Origin of the sequence: Thioalkalivibrio sp. ALMg9, assembly GCF_000380625.1 — a bacterium.
GTDB classification, from domain to species: Bacteria; Pseudomonadota; Gammaproteobacteria; order Ectothiorhodospirales; family Ectothiorhodospiraceae; genus Thioalkalivibrio; species Thioalkalivibrio versutus.
Map to the genome: position 1 here is coordinate 615,522 of NZ_AQYC01000009.1, position 23,373 is coordinate 638,894.

General features: G+C 66.1%; 21 protein-coding genes and 1 tRNA gene. 12 read left to right on the forward strand and 10 right to left on the reverse strand.

Annotation, left to right across the window (positions count from 1 at the left end):
* Positions 1 to 2 precede the first annotated feature (2 nt).
* Positions 3 to 593: a LemA family protein gene (locus F792_RS0111985; RefSeq protein WP_018145650.1), complete on the reverse strand. Its 591-nt coding sequence runs from the start codon at positions 591 to 593 to the stop codon at positions 3 to 5.
* A 121-nt stretch (positions 594 to 714) separates the two neighbouring features.
* On the opposite strand from F792_RS0111985, the gene F792_RS0111990 reads away from it, so the two are divergent.
* The 7 genes from F792_RS0111990 (at position 715) to F792_RS0112020 (ending at position 7,624) form a co-directional block, all read left to right on the forward strand.
* Entirely contained in the window at positions 715 to 1,554 is an 840-nt protein-coding gene (locus F792_RS0111990) for a motility protein A (RefSeq protein ID WP_018145649.1), read from the forward strand.
* 4 nt (positions 1,555 to 1,558) lie between these two features.
* Positions 1,559 to 2,389, forward strand: a complete 831-nt coding sequence (locus F792_RS0111995) for an OmpA family protein (RefSeq protein WP_018169805.1) — start codon at positions 1,559 to 1,561, stop codon at positions 2,387 to 2,389.
* Positions 2,390 to 2,584: 195 nt separating this feature from the next.
* Positions 2,585 to 3,448 (forward strand): alpha/beta fold hydrolase, encoded by an 864-nt coding sequence (locus F792_RS0112000; RefSeq protein ID WP_018169806.1) that lies wholly within the window; start codon positions 2,585 to 2,587, stop codon positions 3,446 to 3,448.
* Positions 3,445 to 5,700, forward strand: coding sequence for a bifunctional diguanylate cyclase/phosphodiesterase (locus F792_RS0112005; RefSeq protein WP_018169807.1), 2,256 nt, complete (start codon positions 3,445 to 3,447; stop codon positions 5,698 to 5,700). The genes F792_RS0112000 and F792_RS0112005 overlap by 4 nt, the downstream gene beginning before the upstream one ends.
* A gap of 193 nt (positions 5,701 to 5,893) precedes the next feature.
* Complete coding sequence (locus F792_RS0112010; protein ID WP_026305973.1) at positions 5,894 to 6,811, forward strand: HPP family protein; 918 nt, start codon at positions 5,894 to 5,896, stop codon at positions 6,809 to 6,811.
* 344 nt (positions 6,812 to 7,155) lie between these two features.
* Positions 7,156 to 7,232 (forward strand) — tRNA-Arg (locus F792_RS0112015).
* Between the two features lie 65 nt (positions 7,233 to 7,297).
* Complete coding sequence (locus F792_RS0112020) at positions 7,298 to 7,624, forward strand: hypothetical protein (protein ID WP_018169809.1); 327 nt, start codon at positions 7,298 to 7,300, stop codon at positions 7,622 to 7,624.
* A 4-nt stretch (positions 7,625 to 7,628) separates the two neighbouring features.
* Here F792_RS0112020 and F792_RS0112025 read toward each other — a convergent pair whose 3' ends face one another.
* A complete protein-coding gene (locus tag F792_RS0112025; protein WP_026304828.1) occupies positions 7,629 to 8,315 on the reverse strand; it encodes an arylesterase in 687 nt (228 codons plus the stop codon).
* On the opposite strand from F792_RS0112025, the gene F792_RS0112030 reads away from it, so the two are divergent.
* Together F792_RS0112030 and F792_RS0112035 are read left to right on the forward strand one after the other, a co-directional pair.
* Complete coding sequence (locus tag F792_RS0112030) at positions 8,314 to 9,024, forward strand: ABC transporter ATP-binding protein (protein ID WP_018169811.1); 711 nt, start codon at positions 8,314 to 8,316, stop codon at positions 9,022 to 9,024. The genes F792_RS0112025 and F792_RS0112030 overlap by 2 nt on opposite strands.
* Complete coding sequence (locus tag F792_RS0112035; protein ID WP_018169812.1) at positions 9,021 to 11,543, forward strand: ABC transporter permease; 2,523 nt, start codon at positions 9,021 to 9,023, stop codon at positions 11,541 to 11,543. Before F792_RS0112030 ends, F792_RS0112035 begins: the two co-directional genes overlap by 4 nt.
* 181 nt (positions 11,544 to 11,724) lie before the next feature.
* Here the strand turns inward: F792_RS0112035 and F792_RS0112040 are convergent, their stop codons facing one another.
* The gene (locus F792_RS0112040; protein ID WP_018169813.1) at positions 11,725 to 12,603 is read right to left on the reverse strand and encodes an undecaprenyl-diphosphate phosphatase; all 879 of its coding nucleotides are present in this window, start codon (positions 12,601 to 12,603) and stop codon (positions 11,725 to 11,727) included.
* Positions 12,604 to 12,699: 96 nt separating this feature from the next.
* Positions 12,700 to 14,004 (reverse strand): methyl-accepting chemotaxis protein, encoded by a 1,305-nt coding sequence (locus F792_RS0112045; protein ID WP_018169814.1) that lies wholly within the window; start codon positions 14,002 to 14,004, stop codon positions 12,700 to 12,702.
* A 206-nt stretch (positions 14,005 to 14,210) separates the two neighbouring features.
* Here F792_RS0112045 and F792_RS0112050 point away from each other — a divergent pair, with 206 nt between their 5' ends.
* On the forward strand, positions 14,211 to 14,648 hold the full coding sequence (locus tag F792_RS0112050) for an Rrf2 family transcriptional regulator (protein ID WP_018145638.1): 438 nt from the start codon (positions 14,211 to 14,213) through the stop codon (positions 14,646 to 14,648).
* A gap of 16 nt (positions 14,649 to 14,664) precedes the next feature.
* On the forward strand, positions 14,665 to 16,365 hold the full coding sequence (locus F792_RS0112055) for an ExeM/NucH family extracellular endonuclease (protein WP_018169815.1): 1,701 nt from the start codon (positions 14,665 to 14,667) through the stop codon (positions 16,363 to 16,365).
* A 34-nt stretch (positions 16,366 to 16,399) separates the two neighbouring features.
* On the opposite strand, the gene F792_RS0112060 is transcribed toward F792_RS0112055, so the two are convergent.
* The 4 genes from F792_RS0112060 to F792_RS0112075 all read right to left on the reverse strand — a co-directional run bounded on the left by F792_RS0112060 (position 16,400) and on the right by F792_RS0112075 (position 19,651).
* Entirely contained in the window at positions 16,400 to 17,272 is an 873-nt protein-coding gene (locus F792_RS0112060; RefSeq protein ID WP_018145636.1) for a mechanosensitive ion channel family protein, read from the reverse strand.
* A 15-nt stretch (positions 17,273 to 17,287) separates the two neighbouring features.
* Positions 17,288 to 18,097 (reverse strand): hypothetical protein, encoded by an 810-nt coding sequence (locus F792_RS0112065; protein WP_018169816.1) that lies wholly within the window; start codon positions 18,095 to 18,097, stop codon positions 17,288 to 17,290.
* Positions 18,098 to 18,191: 94 nt separating this feature from the next.
* Positions 18,192 to 19,280, reverse strand: a complete 1,089-nt coding sequence (locus F792_RS0112070) for a PA0069 family radical SAM protein (RefSeq protein ID WP_018169817.1) — start codon at positions 19,278 to 19,280, stop codon at positions 18,192 to 18,194.
* Positions 19,277 to 19,651, reverse strand: coding sequence for a DUF1992 domain-containing protein (locus tag F792_RS0112075; protein ID WP_018169818.1), 375 nt, complete (start codon positions 19,649 to 19,651; stop codon positions 19,277 to 19,279). The genes F792_RS0112070 and F792_RS0112075 overlap by 4 nt, the downstream gene beginning before the upstream one ends.
* 101 nt (positions 19,652 to 19,752) lie before the next feature.
* Between F792_RS0112075 and F792_RS0112080 the strand changes: the two genes are divergently transcribed.
* Positions 19,753 to 21,720: a bifunctional diguanylate cyclase/phosphodiesterase gene (locus F792_RS0112080; protein WP_018169819.1), complete on the forward strand. Its 1,968-nt coding sequence runs from the start codon at positions 19,753 to 19,755 to the stop codon at positions 21,718 to 21,720.
* Between the two features lie 10 nt (positions 21,721 to 21,730).
* Here F792_RS0112080 and F792_RS0112085 read toward each other — a convergent pair whose 3' ends face one another.
* Together F792_RS0112085 and pyrC are read right to left on the reverse strand one after the other, a co-directional pair.
* Entirely contained in the window at positions 21,731 to 22,210 is a 480-nt protein-coding gene (locus tag F792_RS0112085) for a hypothetical protein (RefSeq protein ID WP_018169820.1), read from the reverse strand.
* A gap of 92 nt (positions 22,211 to 22,302) precedes the next feature.
* Positions 22,303 to 23,334 (reverse strand): dihydroorotase, encoded by a 1,032-nt coding sequence (gene pyrC / locus F792_RS0112090; RefSeq protein WP_018169821.1) that lies wholly within the window; start codon positions 23,332 to 23,334, stop codon positions 22,303 to 22,305.
* Between the last annotated feature and the right edge of the window lie 39 nt (positions 23,335 to 23,373).

Sequence of the window (23,373 nt, forward strand, 5' to 3'; positions counted from 1 at the left end):
GATCAGGAGAAGTTCACTTGCACGGGCTCGCGCTTCTGCGGGTCCTCGATCTCCAGCAGCTGCCCCGGGCGGAACCCCAGGTTGTTGGCAATCAGGCTGTTGGGGAACATCTCGCGCAGGATGTTGTACTGCATGACGGCATCGTTGAAGGCCTGGCGGGCATAAGCCACGCGGTTTTCGGTACTGGTCAGTTCTTCGGACAGCTGCATCATGTTCTCGTTGGCCTTCAGGTCGGGATAGCTCTCGGACAGCGCGAACAACCGCCCCAAGGCCCCCGACAGCCCCTGTTCCGAGCTCGAGAGCTTGCGCACGGCCTCGGTGTTGGTTGGATCACCGCCGACCTCCTGCAGGCTTTCCTTCGCATTGTTACGGGCCTGGATGACCGCCTCCAGGGTGTCGCGCTCATGACTCATGTAGCGTTCCGCAACCTTGACCAGATTGGGGATCAGGTCATAGCGGCGGGTCAACTGCACGTCGATCTGGGCAAAGGCGTTCTTGTACCGGTTGCGCGAGGTCACCAGGCGGTTGTACGTCCACACCCCCCAGATCACCAACAGAACCAGGATCCCCAGTACCACCCAAGTCATATCCATCCCGCCACACTCCTTGATCGTCGACGAGCCGAGTGTACGCCGGAATGCGGGTAGCACGACAAGGCAGACGCTCACGATGGCGGTGTTTTATGCTGACCCCGGTCTCCTTCCGGAAGTACGCATGAATCTCTCCACCCTCCTCGGCATCCTTGGCAGTCTGCTGGTGTTCGGCAGCGTCATCGCGTTTTCCTCGCAGAATATCGACGCCTTTCTGAACCTGCCGGGCCTCGGCATCGTGGTAGGCGGCACCATCGCGGCCACGCTGATGAGCTACCCCTTCCACGAGGTGATGCGCGTGTTTCGCGCCGGCGCCAATGCGATTCGCGAGGAACGCTACGACGTCACCCAGGATCTCGAGGAGATCGTCCAGGTCTCGCGCTACTGGTTCTCCCAGAATCTGCGGCGCATCCAGGATCGGCTGGACCAGATCCGCAACCCGTTCCTGCGCACCGGCATCCAGCTGGTCATCGACGACACGCCGATGGACGATGTCTCCGACCTGCTGAACTGGCGCATGGCGCGCCTGCGTGCCCGCGAACAGGCCGATGCGCAGATGTTCCGAACCATGGCCACCTATGCCCCGGCGTTCGGGATGCTCGGCACGCTTATTGGCCTGATCAACCTGCTGCTGACCACCGAAAACGACGATTTCACCGTCATCGCGGTGAACCTGGGCATCGCCCTGATCACCACGTTCTACGGCATCCTGCTCGCCAACCTGGTCTTCCGGCCCATCGCCATCAAGCTGGAGCGCCGGACCGAGGAGCGCGTGGTGCTGATGACCATGGTGCTGGAGGGCATCATGCTGATGCGCAAGGGACGCTCACCCGGCTACATCCGCGAGACCCTGCGCTCGTTCATGGAGAATCACAGCGACGAGATCCGCCAGGCGGCCCCAAATGGCGAGGAAGAACCCGAGGCGGACGAACGCGCCAGCGGCGAATCCACGGAGCGGCGCTGAGTCCATGTCCGGACCCAGCCCCTCCACCGCCGAACGCGCCGCGCTGCAGGCAGAGATGGATGCCCACGCCGCCACGCGTCCGGAGCAGGCCTTTCTCGGCTCCTACCCGGGCGAACGCCAGCGCGACGACGAGCACGCCTGGATCCTCACCTATCTGGACGTTCTGACCCTGGTTATCGTGGTGTTCGTCATCATGCTCACCTTCATGGACCCGCGTGACGATGATCCGAGGGCGGTCTCGGCCAGCCCGATCGCCCTGGCCCACCCGGACCGCAGCGCCCTCATCGAACCCCTGGTCCATTCCTCTCTGCTGGATCGGCCCGCCCTGGAGGAAGCGCCGGTCGGTGAGCGCTCCGGCCCGGAGGTGGTCGCCGAACAGCCCCCAAGCCGCGAGGCCGGCCGATTACGCGCGCGCGCCCCCGAGGGCGTGGACGTCGTCGAGCAACCTGGACGGATGGAGCTGCGCATCCGCGACGACATCCTGTTCGGGACCGCCGAGGCAGACCTGCGCCCGGATGGCCAGTCGCTGCTCCAGGACCTGCTCCCCATCCTGGAAGACCACCCGGGCACCATCACCGTGGAAGGCCATACCGACAACATCCCTATCGCGACCGAGCGCTTCCCGTCGAACTGGGAGCTATCCTCGATTCGCGCCAGCGGCGTCGTGCGCTACCTGGTGGCCCGCGAGCTGGACGCAGCCCAGCTCCGCGCGGTCGGGCTGGCCGACACTCGTCCGGTTGCCGACAACGCCAGCCCGGAAGGCCGCGCCGCCAACCGTCGTGTGTCACTCATGCTGGAGACCGATGCGGTGCCACACACGGATCCCGGCCAGTAGGCTCGGCTCAGGCAACGTTGCTCGACCGCGACGAAAATCGCCGGTGCGGTGATCGCGCGACAGCGCGGTACGATCCACGCGTGTTTATTAGCCAACGCATGCCGCCGCAGCAGGATGCTGGTACATTGCGATCAGGGATTTTCGCTAGCGGTTTGCGTGTCAGGACAGGGGGATACAAGGATGTCTAGATGGTTCTTGCGAAGTGCGGCTGCGGTTGCGACCGTGATCCTCCTGAGCCTGAACACGGTTGCAACCGCCAAGGAAACATCCGTGATCCTGGAGATGTCGTCCGGGGATTCGGCTGAAGCGGCGTACTGGGCGGGCGAACCGGACATGCCCGCGATCCTGATCCAGCACGGTTTCCTGCAGACCCGTCACTTCCCCACCGTGCGCCGCCTCGCCTTGGCGTTAGCGGACTCGGGGTTCACGGTCCTGACCCCCACACTGACACTGGGGATCGATCGGCGCACGGCGAGCCTGCCATGCGAGGCCGTACATACCCACACCATGGAACACACCCAGGAAGAGATCGCGATCTGGGTCGACTGGCTGCATGCAAAGACCGGCCAGGAACCCGTCGTCATCGGACACAGCGCCGGCAGCATCAACCTTCTCGACTATCTTACGCACTCCCCGGGCAGCCCCGTCGCCCATGCCATCTTCATTAGCGTGACCTATTTTGGGCACGGCGAGGCCGCGTTCGAATCCCCCGAACATGCCGCTCGTGCCCGCGCTGCCCTTGCCCGTGGTGAGGCCGGGCTGGCGGAGTATGCCCTGGGTTTCTGTCGCCAGTACGTCACCACGCCCGCGGCGTACCTGTCCTACTACGACTGGGACAAGCAACGTACCAACCGGACCTTCCAGTCGTGCGGTGTGTCTTCCACCCTGATCGCGGGCAGCGCCGATGACCGGATCGACCTGGAATGGATCGAGACCCTGCAACAGCATGGCGCAGAGGTCCGCATCGTGGAGGGTGCCAACCACTTCTTCGATCAGTTTCACGAATTCGACCTGCTGGACGAGATCGAGCACGTCCTCCAGGGATACCGCGCGCAATGATTTCCGGCCGAACCCCGTCAATCACGCACTATGCCCTGCTGCTAGCTGCGATCGCCCTGGTCACCCTCGCCAGTTTTGGCCTCTACACCTGGTACAAGGTCGACCAGCTACGCGGCGAGATCCAGGAAAGTGGCCGCGAGGCCGCCCGCCAGGAGCTTGCCGGCACGCTCGAGCACGTCCTCACGCAGGCGGCAGAACAGGCATCAAGGTTCGCCCGCTGGGAGGAAGTGCGCCAGCAACTGGGCACGCCGCACTACTATGCCTACTGGAAGAATCATCGCATGCACCAGGCGGGGATCCTGACCGACAGGATCCTGGACGCCGGGATCTATGATCACCAGGGAATGACCTTGCCCGGTTCGGACAGCGACCACTTGCCCGGGAAACTCGAGCTCCCGCCACCCGCTCCACGGGCGGTACGGGGCGACACCGAGCCCTTCCTGATGGTCATCGAGCCGATTCCCGCGCCGGACGCAGCCCAGTCCCCACCCGGCTTCGTCGGTCTGAAGAGCCGGTTCCTGGATGCCCTCCGCGAGGGCCGTGTCTACCGCCATGTCGATCCCGAATCGATCCGATTCGACCTCGGCGAGCGGAACGCCATCCCCGCGAGGGAGCTTCTGCAGCATGCTCAGTTCGATCTGCGCCCCAATCCCATGGCCGATCAGGTGGAGGACTTGCTGTCGGGCGCGGTGGTCAATCTCGGGGCCATCCTGGGTGTGATCACGCTTGTCCTGTTCTCCACGTTGGCCTATCTGATCGTCCGCCCCCTGCGCGACATCTCCGGCCACGTCGACCGGCTGCGCGAAAGCGCCGGGGGCCTTGTGCTGGAACGCGTCGGCGGGCTGCTGCCCGTCGCGGAGACGGAAAAGATCCGCGAATCGCTGAATTCCTACCAGGCCCGGCTCCAGGACGTCCATTCCAGCCTGGAGGAGAAGAACCGCGAATTCTGGCGCATCGCGCATCACGATGCCCTGACCGGCGTGCGCAACCGCCGGGCCTTCGATGAATACTGGGACACCCTTCCGCGACTGGCCGCCCGCCACAGCTATCCTGTGTGCTTTGCCCTGTTCGACATCAATCACTTCAAGGCCATCAACGACAGCTACGGCCATCAGACGGGCGACGCAGTCCTGCAGAGTGTGGCGCGCAGCATCGACGAGGTCTTGCGGGAGGGGGAACACCTGTTTCGCATCGGCGGCGATGAATTCGCCGCGATTCTCCTCAACTGCGACGAATCGGGCGCCCAGCGCCTGGGCGAGCGTTGCCAGGAGCGGATCCGGGCCACCGATTTCACCCAGCACGGGGTGCGGGAACCCATCAAGATCAGTATCGGCCTGGCCGTTGCACCCGGCAACAACGGCCCGGCCATGCTTGCCCTGCAGTGGCAGGCCGACGTTGCCATGTACAAGGCCAAGCGCCCGGGATCCTCGCCGGTTGTGCTGTTCACCCCGGAACTGGAGAAGGATACCCAGAGCCTTTATTCGAACTGGATCAACAATGCCGTGTACGAGGCCATCACCCGGGGAACCGGGATCCGAATGGCCTACCAGCCAGTGGTTGCGCTCAACGAGCACCATCCCTCGTATGTCGAGGCCCTGCTGCGTATCGAACACCAGGGCGAGGTTATCGGACCCGCGGATATCTTCCCCGTCGTCGAGGCGCGCCGCCTGGAGATCGACCTGGACCGGGCCGTACTAACCCGCATCCTCGGCGATCTGCGAGCCTCCCTCATCCCGCCTGAGGTCGGTATCTCTATCAACCTGTCGGGCCCCACCATCGTGAATGCCGGGGTTACCCAGTGGCTGGAGGCCTTCGTCCCCTTCCTGCAGGACCGGTCAATCATCCTCGAGGTCACGGAGACCGCCCTGATCACCGAGATCGGACTGGCGACGGAAAATCTCCAGCGACTGCGCCGGAAAGGGTTTCTCGTCGCCCTCGACGATTTCGGCAGCGGCTACTCTTCCATCCGCTATCTGGCCTCCATGCCCGTGGACACCGTCAAGTTCGATATCACCCTGATACGTAGCCTGGATATCCCGGACCAGCACCACATCCTCGAGGGTCTGGCCCGGATGATCCGCGATGTGGGCTACACTACCGTGGCGGAAGGGATCGAGACCGCGGAACAACTCAGCCGGGTACGCGCCCTGAAGTTCGACTTCGCACAGGGCTATTATCTCGGACACCCCACCCCGGTTTCGCAAGGCCTCCAGCCGGTCCTGCAGGCTCATGCAGGCATTTCCCGGATGTGATTGCTCGCTCGCTGGCCGCATAGCGGAAACTGGATCTCCGGAGAAACATGCGATTAGCGTTTCCCGGGTGCGGCCGCGTTATTGACCTGCCCCGCTGACATCCTCCGCCAGTCCGTGTCAAAGCGATGCCATTTGACCCGGAGACGCCGCACGCAGAACATATACTCCGTTTTCCACTTACGAGGAGGCCGGTTTGCGCTCTGGACGCGGATCCCTGTTGGGGGATTGGCTCGATACCACCGACCACAAGGACAAGCTGATTGCCCTGATTGGCGGTGTGATCGGTCTCTACCTCTCGCTGGAAGTCGCAGCATCGGTCACCGAGAACGGGATCAACGGCCTGATCCTCGCGTCTCTGGGTGCCACGGCCGTGCTGCTCTTCGCTGCACCCCACGCGGCGATGTCGCAGCCCAGGAACGTGCTCGGTGGTCATGCCGTCGCCGCCATCGTGGGGGTGCTGGTGCGCGACGTTCTGCCCCACCCGTTGCTGGCTGCAGCGGTCGCCGTCGGGCTCGCAATCTGGCTGATGCACTACCTGCGCTGCCTGCATCCCCCCGGCGGCGCCACCGCGCTCTATGCGGTGCTCGGCGGTGACTCGGTGCAGGCCCTGGGCCCCTGGTTCCTCCTGCATCCCGTGTTGACCAGCGTGGGGGTCATGCTGGTTGTCGCGGTAATCATCAACTACCCGTTCCCCTGGCGGCGCTACCCGGCCAGCCTGACGCCGACGCCCGAAGCCCCAAAGCAAGGTCCCCTGGCTGCCCTGGAGCGAGCAGGACTGGGCCAGGACGACCTCGAATACGCCATGCGCGAAATGAACCTGTATCTCGACCTCACGGAAGACGACCTCGCACGCCTGTACCTATTGGCCCGGCGCCATCACCAGCACCCCGACCCCATCACGCCGGATGCGATCCAGCCGGATCACTGTTTCAGCAATGGCGAGAGCGATGCCGACTGGGCCGTGCGCCGCGTATTACGCATCGACGACGGGCAAGTGACCTACCGCAACCTTGCAGGGCCGGACACCCCCGGCGAGGACCGCGCCACGCTGGAGGAATTCTCCGCCTGGGCCCATCACCAGCTCGACCCGAAATCCGCCCCGGGTGACTGAAGCGTTTGGGGCTGCCCCTGCCCGGCGCTTATACTCTCGCGCTAGGGAAACACTGATCAATGTACACGCTCGCGTTGGCACCCCAGGTTTTTCGAGACAAGGCGCGTCGTGCAGCGGGTAGTGGTTCTACCCGCAAGCGGCGCAACGCAGGATCGGGGAACCTGGGGTGCCAACCCCACAAACCATTCAATGCAGGGGCTCGGCCGCCCGTTGTTGACGAAAACGGGCGCGCGCACGGCGTTGCGGTTCCCTTGTGCAGAATGACTGCACGGCAGTCACCGCGCCTTGTTCGCACGCAAAAGCGACTCGAGCGCGAGCGTGTACATTGATCAGTGTTTCCCTAGGTCTCCGTAGCTCAGCTGGATAGAGCAGCCCCCTCCTAAGGGGCAGGTCGCAGGTTCGAATCCTGCCGGGGACACCAAATTCATGAGGCCGATGCCGATTTTCGATCTGGCGCCGTGCCCGCATCGGTCGTAAGGTAGGCAGATGGCCATGCTGACGACCGAACAGTCCACCCGCATGATCGATCTGCTTGCCCCGCTGATCGGCATTCAGGGCGAGGTGGATGGTTGTATGGTCGAACTGGTCGAGGTCCTCGACGAGGGGCCTCGGGGTTTGCCCGGGGTCGCCTTGATGAGCATGGGCGCCGAGCGCAGCATCCAGGCCAATCAGTACGGCAATCCCCTCTGTCGCCATTCGGAAATTCGCACCCTCTCGTTGCTGTCAGAGGTTGAACGCGACCTGCACCCGGTCCTGCGACAACTGCTTCCGGAATCCGTCGTGGCCGACCTGCGGGATTTGCTGACGGAGTGAGGGTCTACCCGGCTCCGTTGCATGGGCGCGATCGGGCTTCGACCTCCTCCACCATGGGCTCCAGCCGCGACCACACGGCGTCCAGTAGATGGGGTTGAGCGGCCTCACTGGGGTGGATTCCGTCGTCCATCAACATGCCGTCTTCCAGCAGGATGTCCTCGAGGAAGAATGGCTCGAATGCCAGCCCCCGCTCCTCGGAAAGATCAGCGAAGACCGCCTCGAAACGCTCGGTATAGCGGCGGCCGTAGTTCGGCGGGATGCGTATGCCCAGCAACAGGGTATTGGCGTCGACGGCCTCGATCGCATCGACCATGGCCTCCAGATTTTCGCGCATGGCCTGCGGGGGCAGGCCGCGCAGGCCATCGTTGCCGCCCAGGGCCAGGATGACGACTTCGAACGCTGCGCGTTCCAGCACGTCGGGCAAGCGACTCCGTCCACCGGCAGTGGTATCACCGCTGATGGATACGTTGACCACTTTCCAGTCCTTCTCTCGCTCGGCCAGCCGTTCGCCCAGCAGGGCCGGCCAGCCGGCGGAATCGGGCATGCCGTACGCGGCACTCAGCGAGTCCCCGAATACCAGGACCCGGAGCGGCTCAAGCGAACGATTTTCGTCCGGTAGGGAATTTGCAGCCGCCACAGGACTCCATAGCAACGCGATCAAGCCCATCACGACCAATGGAATACGCAACATGGATGCATCCTCGTCATTTGTACTGGAGGCCCGGGACCTCGAGCAGCGGATCAACGGACCCAGCGGACCGCTGGACATCCTGCGCGGCATCTCACTGGCGGTCCAGGCGGGCGAGACGGTGGCCATTCTCGGCGCCTCGGGTTCCGGCAAGTCCACCCTTCTCGGGTTGCTTGCAGGTCTGGACGCCCCGAGTGCGGGAGAAGTTCGGCTGCTCGGGCAAACCATCAGCGAACTGGACGAGGATGGCCGGGCCGCCCTGCGCGCCGGCCGGGTCGGGTTTGTGTTCCAGTCCTTCCAGCTCCTGCCGGCACTGACAGCGATGGAAAACACCCTGCTCCCGCTGGAGCTCAACCCGGCCCATGCGCAAGAGAGTCAGGAAACCCTGAACCACTGGGCCTCACAGGCCCTGGAACGCGTGGGTCTGGGCGAACGTTCCGCACACTACCCCCATCAACTCTCCGGTGGCGAGCAACAACGAGTGGCGATTGCCCGCGCCATTGTGGATCACCCGGCGGTGCTGTTCGCCGACGAACCCACCGGGAACCTCGACGGGCGGACGGGGCACCGCATCATCGAGCTGCTGTTCAGCCTCGCGCGCCACCCCGACAGTGATGGGCCGGCAACGGCCCTGGTGCTGGTTACACACGACCCCGAGCTGGCCGGACAATGTGATCGCATTATCTCGATCCAGGATGGTGTGCTCGAATGATCGCCACCCGGGGAACCGACCGCAGCCATCTACGCGCCCTGCTGCGTGGCACCTGGCGTGAATGGCGCTCGGCCGAGCTGCGCGTCCTCGCCGCCGCCCTGGTCGTCGCCGTCGCAGCCGTCGCGGCGGTGGGCTTCTTCACCGATCGGGTGGATCGGGGCATGGCCCAGCAGGCGACCGCGCTGCTGGGGGGTGACCTGGCAGTCGTCAGCGACAACCCGCTGCCGGCAGGCTGGCCTGCCGAAGCGGCGAGCTACGGACTGGAAACGGCGCGTACGGCCTCCCTCCCCAGCGTCGTCTTTACTGCGGACGACGAATCGCGACTGGCCGCCCTGCGCGCGGTCGAGGCGGGCTGGCCACTGAAAGGCGAGGCGCGTATCCGTGCTGGCCGCGAGGCGGACGAGCGGGTCCGCGACCGCGGTCCGGAACCGGGTACGGCCTGGCTGGAGCCGGCGCTGCTCGAGGCCCTGCGACTGGAGGTCGGGGACCGGGTGGAGGTCGGGGACCTCGATCTGGAGGTCGCCGCGATCATCACTCATGAACCGGATCGCGGCAGCAACCTGCTGGATATCGCGCCGCGACTGATGCTGGCCTTCGATGACCTGGAAGCCAGCGGTCTGATCGGCCCCGGCAGCCGCGTACGCTACGAGTTCTTTGCCGCGGGACCCAGCGCCGGGGTCGCGGAGTTCCGTGACTGGCTGGAGGATGACCTGGAGTCCGGCCAGCGCCTGCTGGGTCTGGAGGACGCCAACCCGGAACTGCGCACCGCGATCGAACGTGCGGAGCGCTTCCTCGGCCTCGCCTCGTTGATGGCGGTGCTGCTGGCCGGGGCCGCGATCGCCGTCGCGGCCCATCACTTCGCCCAGCGCCGCGCCGACCCGGCGGCGGTGATGCGCGCTCTGGGAGCCAGCGGACGCCAGGTCCTGCTCACCTACTTCGGCCGTGTTGTGCTGGTCGCGCTGCTGGCCAGTGGGGTTGGGCTCGCGATCGGCTTCGCGGCCCAGTTTGTCCTGGCGGCCCTGCTGGGCGACTGGCTCGCCGGGGACCTGCCTCCGCCCGGTTCCCGCCCGGTCATCGCCGGCCTTGGGGTGGGGCTGATCACGGCCGTGGGCTTTGCCCTGCCCGCTCTGTTGCGGATCGGCCAGGTCTCGCCGCTGCGGGTCCTCCGGCGCGATCTGGGTCTGCCGCCCACCTCGGTCTGGCTGTCCGGCGCCCTGGCACTGCTGGCGTTCGGCGGTCTGCTGTACTGGCAGGCCGCCGATCCCCAACTGGCCGCCTGGGTGCTGGTAGGCACGGCCGTTGCGATCGCGGTGCTGGCCGCACTCGGGATGGCGCTGGTGCTGGCCCTGCGGCCCCTGCGCAACCGCGGCGGCATGGCGCTGCGCTTCGGCTTGGCCAATCTATCCCGTCGGGGTGGCCTGAGTGCCGTGCAGCTCGTGGCCTTCAGCGTAGGCATCCTGGCACTGCTGCTGCTTGCCATTGTCCGGGTGGATCTGCTGGAGGCCTGGGATGCCAGCATCCCCGAGGATGCCCCGAACCAGTTCTTCATCAACATCCAGCCGGGACAGGAGCAGGCCTTCGCCGACCGCGTCGAAGCGGCCGGTCTCGAGCGCCCGCAACTGGACCCGATGATCCGCGGTCGGCTGATCGAGATCAACGACGAGCGCGTGCGTCCGGATGATTTCGACGATGATCGCGACCGCAGGCTGGTGGATCGCGAGTTCAACCTGTCCTACGCCGCGTCGCCCCCGGACCATAACCCCATCGTCGAGGGCGACTGGTTTGGCGAGCAGGGGCAGGACCCCGATACCGGGTGGTCGGTCGAGGCCGGGCTGATGGAACGCTTCAACCTGGCACTCGGGGACCACCTGACGTTCCGTGTCGGCGGTCAGGCTATTCGCAGCCCGATCACCAGTGTCCGCGAGGTCAACTGGGACAGCTTCCAGGTGAACTTCTTCGTCATTGGGCCGCCGCCGTTGCTGGACGAGCAGCCCCGGACCTTTATCACGGCCATGCACGTACCCGAGGCGCAGCGCTCCGCCCAGAACCAGTGGCTGCGCGAATTCCCCGCAGTCTCGGCGATCGATGTCAGCGCGATCCTCGCGCAGGTGCGCGACGTCATGGATCAGGCCACCCGGGCGGTGGAGTACGTCTTCCTGTTCACGCTGATCGCGGGTCTGACCGTGCTCTATGCGGCGGTGCAGGCGACACGCGATGTGCGCCGGCGCGAGGCCGCGCTGCTGCGCACCCTGGGTGCACGCCGCGACCAGATCCGCAACGGCTTGCTCGCCGAATTTGGCGCCCTGGGGCTACTGGCCGGGCTGCTGGCGTCCGTCATTGCCACGGCGGTCGGCGCCCTGCTTGCCTGGCAGGTCTTCGGGTTCGACTACAGCGTGAACCCGCTGACCTTCGTCTACGGCATCGGTGGCGGTACGCTGGGGATTGCCCTGGCGGGCTGGCTCGGCACCCGACGGGTGCTGGATCAGGCGCCCCTGGCGGTCCTGCGCGGACCGGAGTAAGCCTAGGGATCCAGGGAACGGCTGATTCATTCACCCGTCCGCGTTGGTACCCCACTTTTTCGAGACAAGGCGGGGTCCGCAGCGCCCTGATCACTCTCCGGTCCCGCGTCGATCATTGGGACGCAGCGCAGGATCGGAGCAAATGGGGCCCCCTCGTGAGACTCCGCACCCGAGGATCCGGTCATTTTCCGTACATGATGTCCACGTCGAGGAATCCGAACAGGACCAGCAGCGCCAGCGCCCAGAGGTAGAACGAGAAGACCTTGAGGTTGGCGCGGTACAGGAAAAACAGGACCATCTTCAACGAGACGATCCCGACCAGGGCGGACACCACGAAGCCCACCGCGAGCGCCGTCCAGTTCAGATTCCCCAGCCCGTCGCCATTGAGCACGTCCAGTGACTGCACGGCGGTGGCGGCGAGGATGGTCGGAATCGCGAGGAAGAAGCTGTACTCCGCCGCCCAGCGCCGCTTGAGCCCGGTGAACAGGGCGAAGGTGATGGTCATGCCGCTGCGCGAGAGCCCCGGGATCAGTGCAAAGCCCTGGGCCACGCCGATGATGGTAGCAATCTTCGGACTCAGCTGGCGCAGCCCCAACGGGCGCCGTTGCAGCCGGTCCGTCCACCACAGCAATACCCCGGTCAGGCTAAGCGTGCCCGCGATCAGGGTCGGGTGGGCGAACACCTGCTCGAAGCCCGCCTTCAGGGTGAATCCGACCACCGCGGTCGCGAACACCGAAAGCACCACCAGCAGGGCCAGACGCAGGGACAGCATCTCGCGCCCGGCCGACCCGCGGGCCGATGCCCACTGCAGGCTTTCGCGGGCAATGCCACCGGTCAGCCGGGTCAGGCTCTTGCGGAAGACGAAGACGATCGAGACCAGGGTGCCCACGTGCACTACCAGGTCGAACAGGATCATCTCGGGGCTCTCGGGCGCCGGCAGCGGTTCGCCCTGACGGATCAGCCAGTGCTGGGTCAGGACCAGGTGCGCGGTCGAACTGACCGGCAGAAACATAAAGATGCCCTGAACGACCCCGAGCAGGGCAGCGACCCAGACTGTCATTGCAGATACCGCTCCATGAACCCGAGGCGGGCCGCAGTATACGGAAAACGCCAGGGAGACGCCGGGACCCCGTTCGCACGCCCAGGCAGGCGTCGATCAGACTCGGAACTGGGTGGTCAGTCCCCGCAGCCGCTCGATCCGCCCCACCAGGGCGTCCGTCTCGCTGGCCGTGGCTTCGGCATTCCCCGCGGTGATCTGGGCCCCCTGGCTAACCTCCGTGAGCGTGCCATCCACCTCGCGCGCGACCTCCGCCTGTTGCGATACCGCCCCGGAGATCTCGTTGTTGAGATCACGGATGCGTTCCACCGCTGAACGGATCGCCTGCAGGGCGTCGCCCGCACCAGCGGCCTGGTCCACTCCGGCCTCGCCCCTCTCGCGGCTGCGCTCCATCGCGCTGGCCGCCGCCCGGGCGCCGGCCTGCAGGCGTTCGATCATGGCCTGGATCTCGGTGGTGGAGTCCTGTGTACGCGTGGCGAGGGTCCGCACCTCGTCCGCTACGACAGCGAATCCCCTTCCCTGCTCCCCCGCCCGCGCGGCTTCAATGGCCGCATTGAGCGCCAGCAGATTGGTCTGCTCGGCAATGCCGCGGATCACGTCAAGCACCGAACCGATGCTGTCCGACTCGGACTGCAGGCGCGCCACCTGCTCGTTTGCGGTGCCAATCTCGCTCGCGAGTTCGCGCATCGTGCGGACCGAGGCGTCCACCACATCGGACCCGGTACGCGTCTCGCTCTCGGCCTGATCGGCGGCTTCCGACGCGGTTTGGGCATTGCGCGCGATCTCCTCGGCCGAGGCGGTCATCTGATTCATCGCGGTAGCAACCTGGCCGATCCGGGCTTGTTGCTGTTGCACCTCCTGGTTGGTCTCTTCCGCCACGCGGTGAAGGGTGCCGACGGACTCCCCCAGTTCACGCGCATGTTCCACCATCTCCGAAACCATCCCCTGCAAGCGCTCGATAAATGCGTTGAACAGACGCGCCAAACGATCAATCCCGTCATTGCGCGGGGCATCGATCCGCTGGCTCAGATCGCCCTCCCCCTCCGATACCCCGCGAAACTGCGAGGCCAGATGCGCCAGGCGCCGCCGAATCATCAACACGAACAGGAAATACACCACGACAACCACGCCGATCGCGACACCCAGCATCATCGCGTTGACCTGCCAGGCCGCAAGATCCAGCAGACGATTGATCTCGAGCGCCACCTCGGCCTCCAGTGCCGGGGTCGTCTCGTGGCCCTGCATGACGCCCGTCAACGTCGCCTCCATACCCCCCTTCAGCGTTGCGGTGTGCCAGAACACCGCGGCAGCGGCAATTAGAAAGAACACCCCCACGATCGCGCTCAGGGCCAGCGAGAACCGTCCGGCGAGTGACAGCCGGCCCAACCCCTTGATCGACTCCATTGAATTCCCCTGTATTTCGGCTTCAGAAGCCTTGTTATTATTGGCATGTAACGGCCGGGCTGTGCGGTTTCTGAACCCCGAATACGCCCCGGCCTTCACTCAGCGGCAACGACCGAACTTGTGACGGGTGTCCGGAGCGATTAAGGTTCCAAGACATATGCGCGCATGCATATCCTTCAAAACCGCGAACCGACGATTCCTTCCCTATGCAGCTCACTCGCTATACTGATTTCTCCCTTCGGGTCCTGATGTACCTCACCGTGCAACCGCGCGACCAGCGCGTGACCGTGAGCGATATCTCCGAGCAGTTCACGATCCCGCGCAACCACCTGGTAAAGATCGTTCACCAGCTCGGCCAGAAGGGCTACATCATCACCCGGCGTGGCAAGGGGGGCGGGATCTCGCTCGCCTGCGAGCCGAACGAGATCAACGTAGGCAGTGTCATCCGCGACATGGAGCCGAACCTGAACGTGGTGGACTGCGAGAATCCCGTCTGCCCGATTCTCCCTGGTTGCCAGTTGCGTGGGGTACTGAACGATGCGCGCGATGCCTTCCTGGACGTCCTCGACCGCTACACCATCGCCGATGTCACCCAGGCGCCGGATTATCTCTACGAACTGCTGAACCCCAGCAAGAGCGCCTGATTCTTCTCATGCGGCCATGGATCGGCTGACGCACCCCCGCCGCCACGCCAACCCGGCCCCGTGCGTGCGCCGCACGCTGGGGGGCGCACTGGTGGTTCTGCTATTCGCAGCCTCCCCGGTCGATGCCCGGGTGACCTGCCCCTCCCCCGGGGCCGAGGTCGCCCCTCTCGCCGAGCTCCGCGCCGGCGCGGTCGCCGAGGGGGATGCCGTCATCGCGGAGGGCATCGTCACGGGCGTGTTTATGGGGCCCGATCAACTCGGCGGGTTCTATCTGCAGCAGGGCGCCGGGCCCGACTCGGCCGGTATGTTCGTGTATGCCCCGCGGCGCGAGCCGGTCTCGACCGGCGAGCATGTGCAAGTACACGGGGTCTTTAGCCGCCACCGCGGACGCCCGCAGATCGCTCGGCTGGACGGCATCCAGGGCTGCGGGCACGGCGAACTGCCGGCACCGCTGGAGGTGCGCCTGCCTGACGACGCCAGCCGCCTCGGCGAGTACGCCGACCTCCGTGTTCGCTTTGCGCAGACGCTGGCGGTGACCGCCAACCACGAACTCGCGCGCTATGGCAGCCTGACGCTCTCGGCCGGGGGGCGGCTCATGCACCCCGGCCAGACCGGGGCCGCAGGAACCGCCCGGGACGAGAATCGCCGGATCACCCTGGATGATGGCAGCTATCGCGCGAACCCCGACCCGATCCCCTATCGCGACGATCATGGCACGCGCCGGGTGGGCAGCACGCTGGAAGGCCTGACCGGGATCCTGACCCACGCCTTCGGCGACCATCGCATCCATCCCACCCACTCGCTGGACTGGCTCGGCGGCGAGCGCCCCGAACCGCCGTCGACGCCGGGGACGGACCACCTGCGCATCGCCACCGCCAATCTGGAGAACGACTTCGTGACGCTGGGCGAGCGCGGCGCACAAAACCGGGCGGAACGCGAGCGCCAGACGGCCAAGCTGGATGCCCTGCTGCAAACGCTGGACGCCGACCTGCTGGGCGCGGTCGAACTGGAAAACGCCAAGGCGGCGCGCCGGCAGCTGGTCGAACGACTGAATGCCGTCCCTCCGCCGCGCGGCGACTATGCGGCCATCGCCCACCCGGGGCCGGGCGACGACGCGATCAAGGTGGCCCTGCTCTACCGTCCGGACCGATTGCAACTCGTTGGGTCCGCCACCGATCGCGATGCCGTGCATCATCGCCCGCCATTGCTCGGCTGGTTCCAGCAACCCGGGAGTGGCAAGCGTTTCGGGGCCGTGGTGGTGCACTTCAAGGCGAAGAGCGGTTGCCCCGACGCGGGCGATATCGACCGCGGCCAGGGTTGCTGGAATGAACGGCGCACGGCCCAGGCCGAACGTCTGGTGACATGGATCCGGGAACAGCAACGCAATGAGTTTGCCAATGTTCCCGTACTGATCCTCGGCGACCTGAACGCCTACGCCGCCGAAGACCCGGTGCGAACGCTGGCCGCGGCCGGCAAGCGGGACCTGGTGCATGACGATCCAGCGTCCGCCCATACCTATGTCTTTCGCGGCCGGGCCGGACAGCTGGATTACCTGCTGGGTCCCGATGCCTTGCGCGACGCCGTGCACGACGGGGCGACCTGGCCGGTCAATGCAGACGAACCCGGCTTCCTCGGCTTTGACGGTCGCGCGCCCGCCACGGGGCCCTGGCGCGCCTCGGATCACGACCCGGTCTGGGCGGATCTCCGCCTGGATTGAGGGACGGCCCAACCCCGCTCCGGCGGCCTGCCGGTCAGTCGCGCGCGGACGCTTCCGCCTCGGCCTCCGGCACGTTGTCGACGATGCGCACGGGTAACGGGCTTCCATCCAGGCCACCCAGCGTGCGCTGCGGGAACGGGATATCAATCCCCGCCTCGTCCAGCGCGGCCTTCACACCCTCGTGCATGGAATTGCGCAGATCCAGGAACTTCTCCCGCCGCGCCCACACCGAGAGCTGAATCTTCAGCGCAGAATCACCGTACTCGAGGAAGATAAACAGCGGCTTGGGCTCCTCCAGACAGACTGGATTGCGCTCGGCCACGCCCATGAGCACGTCACGCAACTGCTTGAGATCGGTCCGATAGCCCACCCCGATTTGCATGTCCAGACGGCGGATGGGGAAGCGGCTGAGATTGGTCAGTTGCGTCTTCACCAGGGTCTCGTTGGGCACGCGCACCATCAGGTTGTCGAAGGTGCGCAGCTTGACCGACAGCGGGTCGATCGACAGCACCTCGCCCGTGGCATCCCCGACCTTGATGACATCCCCCACGGAGAACGGGCGTTCGCCAATCAGGAACAGCCCCGAGATCAGGTTCGAGGCCGAAGTCTGCGATGCAAAGCCAAGCGCGACCGTCAGGATGCCGGCCGCGCCCAATAGCACGGTGAGATCGAACCCCAGCTCGCGCAGCGCCGAGGCCAGCACCAGCAGAACGATCAAGTAAAAGCTGATGCGGCGGGTGAGCATGACCTGCTGCGCGTCGAGCTTGTCCTCCAGCGCGCGCGCCAGACCGCGCGACAGCAGGCGCGCCAGCAACAGGCCCACCAGCAGATAGACCGCGGCGCGGATGGCGGCGAGAAAGGCCTCGCTGGTCACAAAGGTCTGAGCGGTTTGCAGCCATTCATTCATCGCGCCGGATGCTCCCTACTGAAACAGGGCGGTGAACGCCCTGACCATCAAATGCCGCCCCCCGGCCTGGCGGGGTTCGGCAATGCGCTGGGCCCCGCCGGCCACACCGGGGGGACCGGAGTCGATCTTCATGTCTGCCATGTCGCGATCTTCCTCGCGCTCCATGCGCACCGCCGGGGTCCACAACCGGTGGTGCTCGTCGGCGAACACCGGAAGGCGCGGCACCGGCAGGTTCACGCGTTCCAGGAACAGGGCATCCGAAGCCTTGTTCTCGATGGTCAGCGGCGTGATGACGCGGTGCGGGCGCACGGGCACGTCGGCCAGGTCCAGGCGAGCCTGGGTGCGAGTGGCATAACAGAGCTCCCCGTTCACGGTATTCGGGCCGAACCAGGTATCGGACGGCGTATAGACCGGAAACTCCTGCACCATGGCCTCGCCCAGATGCAGCTGCACCCAGGCCGGGGAACTCAGATAAAGCGTGACCTGACCACGGGCCGGCACATAGAAGGGGTTCTGCGGCCGGCTGACCATCGGCCGATCCGCCAGGGCCACCCGCAGCTCCGGTACCGAATCCGCCGGGGATCCGGCAAAACGCAGCAGGTCGTTCGCGTCGGCAGGGAACCCCTCGGCGCAGGGAACATCGATCGCCAGTGTGGCATCGGCGGGGTCGCGCGGGCGTTCCAGGACCATCTGCCATTCCTGCTCGCCGTGCAGCAGCCAGAGGTCCAGGGGGCCGATGGACCAGCGTCCATGTTGCCCCGATGCAAGTGCCCGGCGCCCCCACCAGGCCGCATCGGCGGTACTCATGGTTGGATTCTGCGGCATCGTCCGCCCTGTCGTGGTGTTGGCGTCACTGTAAACCAGAACACCCCGTCCGCGGGAGAAGCATCCTCAGGACAATGGCGCCATTCGCCGAGCGTCAGAAGAGATCGAGCTGCCCTTCGGACCGCGTCTTCTGCGGGCGCGCGGGCGGGGCAAACTGGTTGCAGTCCAGCTCCACGAGACGTCCGGCCAGCCCCGCCCGGCGCCGCGCCAGCCGGAAGCGCTGCCGCAACAGCTCCGCATACGGCCCGGCCCCGCGCATACGGTGACCGAAGGTTGAATCGTAGAGCTTGCCCCCATGCGCCTCGCGCAGGCGCTGCAGTATGTGCTCCGCCTTGAGCGGGTGATGGGTGCGTAACCAGTCCTCGAACAGTGGGGCCACCTCACGCGGGAGCCGGAGCAGCACATAGCCGGCGGCCACTGCGCCAGCCGCCGCCCCGGCATCCAGCAAGACCTCCAGCTCCCCGTCCGTGAGCACGGGGATCAACGGCGCCACCAGCAAGCTGACGGGGACACCCGCCGCCGTGAGCCGCTCCACGGTCTGCAAGCGCCGTTGCGGGGCCGCCGCGCGCGGCTCCAGATGTCGCGACAGCCCGCGATCCAGGGTCGTCACCGAGATCGCCACCTGCACCAGTCCGCGCTCCGCCATCGGACCCAGCAAATCCAGGTCGCGCTCGACCAGTGCGGACTTGGTCACAATGGATACGGGATGCCCGGTCTCGGCCAGCACCTCCAGCAGCTCACGCGTGATCCGCCATTCACGTTCGATCGGCTGGTACGCATCGGTGTTGATCCCGAGCGCCAACGGGGTCACCCGGTGGGACGGTCGCGCCAGTTCGCGCCGCAGGCAGTCGGCCGCGCCGACCTTGGCGAACAGCCGGCTCTCGAAGTCGAGCCCCGGCGAAAGGCCCACATAGGCATGGGCCGGCCGCGCAAAGCAGTAGGCACAGCCGTGCTCGCAGCCACGATAAGGGTTCAGGGAGAGCTCGAATGGCACATCCGGGGACTGATTCCAGGACAGGACGCTGCGCGGGTGCTCGACCGTCACCTCGGTGCGCAGCGGCGCCGGTGCCTCGCCATCACCGACCCACCCGTCGTCGAAGGGTTCGTGCCGGGTCGACTCGAAGCGGGCATGGGGATCGATGGTCGCGCCCCGGCCCTTGGTCGGTCCATGGACCGGCTTCATTGGCTGGGGCCATCCATGCGCTCGCATAGCTGTCGGAAATAGCCGGACTCGGAGAGCATGCCCCGACCCGCATCGCTGCGGTTCAGCCGGTCGAGCAGCAAGCGCAGGCGCTTGGCCGCCTGCTGGCGCGCCACCTCGTCATCCGCCGCCTGCAGCAACGCCTCCGTGGAGGCGATCTCGCCCCTCAGTTGCACGGCCTCGGGGACATAGCCGGCGTTCTTCATCACCCGGAAGGCCATGCGCAGCTCTTGCGGCACCGCGCTGTCATCATCCAGTTCCAGGGGTCGACCCGCCCCCGGGAGGTCATCGAACTCCCCGCGGCGCGCCGCATCGGCCAGCCGGGCCTCGATCTGTAACTCGGTTAGCAACATCCCGTAGTCCGTTGTTCATGCGACGGGCCGCGCTTGTTGAGCCCCCGCCCGATTTACCGTAACGTCCAGCTCTTCCACAAACCGTCCCCGTCTGGACCCCGATGGCACTCACCCCGCGAGACAATCCACCGGCGTCCAGCGTACGCGCGCTTGTTCCGGCCCGCGAGGCATTACGCGCCGATCCCCAGTTCGACACCTATCTGACGCGCCAGATCCCGGTGCTGGTGGCGCTGTCCCTGGTCCCCGGCCTGGGCTACATCCTGCTGGGTGCGCTGCACGGGGCCTTCACCGCGGCTGCAGCCTGGTACAGCGTGATGCTTGCCGCATCGCTCTGGGGCCTGCAGCTGTATTGGCGTTATCACCGCTCACCCTTGTCGCCGGAGCAACGGCTCCGCTGGCGGCTGCACCTCACCCTCTTCCTGTATCTCTACTTGGCGTTGTGGACCGCGATCTTTCTGATCTTTGTGCGCCTGGACTCGCACAATCTCCACTACATCGCCATTTTCACGCAGATCGGCGCCACCACGGTGGTCGCGGCCCTGCTCTACCCGGCCCCCTGGGTTTTCCGGCCGCTAATCCCGGCCATGATGGTGCCGCTGGCCGGGTATTTCCTGCTAATCGGGGACTGGTATAGCTATGTCCTGGCGGCCTTCTCGGCAACCCTTGCCCTGGTCCTGTTCTACGCGGCCAACAGCAGCTTCGGGCTGCTGCGCAACAGCTTCCACCAGGCCTCCCACGATGCCCTGACCGGACTGAACAATCGCGCCGCCTTCATCGAGCATCTCGAACAAAGCCTCGAGGTCCTGCAACATCACGGACAGCACTCGTACCTGCTGCTGATCGATCTGGACCATTTCAAGACGGTCAACGACCTGCTGGGGCACGACATCGGCGACGAGCTGCTGAAGTCCGTGACGCGCGACTTCGCCAACGCCCTGCCCCCGGGCCACCACCTCGCCCGCCTGGGCGGCGACGAGTTCGTCATCGTGGCCCCTGGCAAGGAAGACCGCCAGACCTGCGAGCGCGCCGCCCGGCGCCTGGCGCATTCGCTGCTCCAGGTGGTCAAGACGCCCTACATTATCCGCAACCATCACCTGCACGTGAGCGCGAGCATCGGCATCCGCCTGATCGAGCCCGCGCAGCCGGTCGACTCGCACCAGCTCGTGCGCGAGGCCGATATCGCCATGTACGAAGTGAAGGACCGCGGGCGCGACGGCGTGGTCGTCTTCAGCGACGAGTTGTCGCGGGCGGTGGAGCGACATCTGCAGATCGAGCGCTGCCTGCACTTTGCATTGCACAATCGCGAGATCGAGGTCCTGTTCCAGCCCCAGGTGGATACCACTGGGCGGATCCGCAGCGCCGAGACCCTGATTCGCTGGCACAGCGCCGAGCTGGGCGCCGTGTCACCGGCGGAGTTCATCCCCATCGCCGAACAGACCGGCTATATCAGCGAACTGGGCGACGCGGTGATCGCGCGGGCGTTCCAGGCCTTGCGCGACTGGGATCGCGCCGGGTTCCCCCTGGAGCAGCTCGCAATCAACATCAGCCCGCGCCAGCTGGTGCACCTGAACTTCGTCCACCGCATGCAAGACCTGATCACCCGCTATCTGGGCCGTGAACACGCCCACCGCATCACGCTCGAGATCACCGAGCACGTGGTGGCGGAGGATACCGACCGGGTGATCCACATCATGCAGGCCCTGCGGCAAATGGGCCTGCGCTTCTCCATGGACGACTTCGGGACCGGGTTTTCCTCGCTCAGCTACCTCAAGCGTCTCCCGTTCGACGAACTCAAGATCGACCGGAGCTTCGTCCGCCAGGTCGACCACGACCCGGACGACCAGGCCATGGTGCGCACAATCTGCGACATCGCACGCCAATTCGGTCTGGCGGTGGTGGCCGAGGGGGTCGAGACCGAGGCCCAGTACCGTTGGCTGACCACCCACGGTGACCTGCTCTTTCAAGGCTTCCTGTTCGCCCGGCCCATGGATGCCAATGCCTTTTTCGACCACTGCCGCCGCGCGCAGGCGCTGACGCCCGACATCCGTCAGGCGCCAGCGGCCGGATAGGAAACCGGCCTCAGGCCCCGCCGGTCGCGGCCGGCAGCACCCAGAGCGTCAGCGACAGCAGGATCGCCGTCAGGCTGACCCCGATCAGCGGCAACATCATCACGCCGGCCAGGGCCTCGCGCCGGAACAGGCGCACGGCCATGCCACCCAGGGTCAGCGCCCAGCCCAACGCCACGAAGAACGCCAGCGCGTTCAGTTCGGCCCGCCACAGCAGGATCAGGGCCACCGGGAGCCCAAGGTTGAGGATCACCACCCCCATCTCCTGGCTGCCCGCGGCTCGTCCGGCAGACAGCGCATAGGCATACGCGGCCCAGACCATCAGCAGACCGAAGCCCAGGGCACCGGCGGCCGGCGAGCTGAGCGGCGCGCGCAGGATCGGCGCGCCGGCCGGCTCCAGCCCGACCCCAAGCGCCACGATCAGCAACGCCACCCCCAGGCTGATGGCCATCCAGAACAACAGGGTCCCGCGTTGCACATTGGGTTCGGTCATGTCTCCATCCTCGTCTTGTCCTGTACTCGTCTACCCTGCTGACCGCCGAGCCGTTACAGGGTTCGCCACGCCGGCCGCTTCCGGAGGCTGGACTACGCCAGCTGCCAGGCGATCGTCTCGCCCGCGCGCAGGGGCACACCCGGATCATGCCCGAACAGTACGGCCTCCGGTACGGTCCACGGGGACCGCTCCAGCGTCAGCTTGTCGGTATTGCGCGGCAGTTTGTAAAAATCGGGGCCAAAATGACTGGCAAAGCCCTCCAGCCGGTCCAGTGCATCTGCCGCGGCAAAGGCCTCCGCGTACAGCTCGATGGCCGCGTGCGCGGAATAGATACCCGCACAGCCACACGCCGACTCCTTCGCGTGGCGTGGATGCGGAGCGCTATCGGTCCCCAGGAAGAAGCGCGGGTGGCCACTGGTGGCCGCCTCGAGCAGCGCCTTGCGGTGGCGTTCGCGCTTCAGGATCGGCAGGCAGAAGTGATGCGGCCGCATGCCGCCCGCGAACAGCGCATTGCGATTGTACAGCAGGTGCTGGGGCGTGATCGTGGAGCCGACGTTGGCCGGCCCGGCCTGGATGAACTGCACGGCCGACTCGGTGGTGATGTGTTCCAGCACCACCCGAAGCTCCGGAAAATCGCGGATCAGCGGCTCCAGGTGGCGCTCGATAAACACCGCCTCGCGATCGAAGATGTCCACGTCCGGATCGGTCACCTCGCCGTGAATCAGCAACGGCAGGTCCACCCGCTGCATCGCCTCGAACACCGGATAGCAGCGGCGGATATCGGTCACGCCACTGGCCGCATTGGTGGTGGCACCCGCGGGATAGAGCTTGACCCCGTGCACGAACCCGGAGGCCTTCGCCGCGTCGATCATGCCCGGTGTCGTGCCCTCGGTCAGGTACAGCGTCATCAGGGGCTCGAAGTCCGCCTCTTCCGGCAGCGCCGCCAGGATGCGGTCGCGGTATTCGGCGGCGGCCTCCACCGTCGTCACCGGCGGTTTCAGGTTGGGCATGATGATGGCGCGGCGGAAGCGGCGCGCCGTATCCGGCAGCACCGTCGCCAGCACATCGCCATCGCGCAGGTGCAGGTGCCAGTCATCCGGTCGAGTCAGGGTCAGGCGGTTCATCCGTAGTTCCCTTCGCAGGGGGGCCGTCCGGTACTGGGC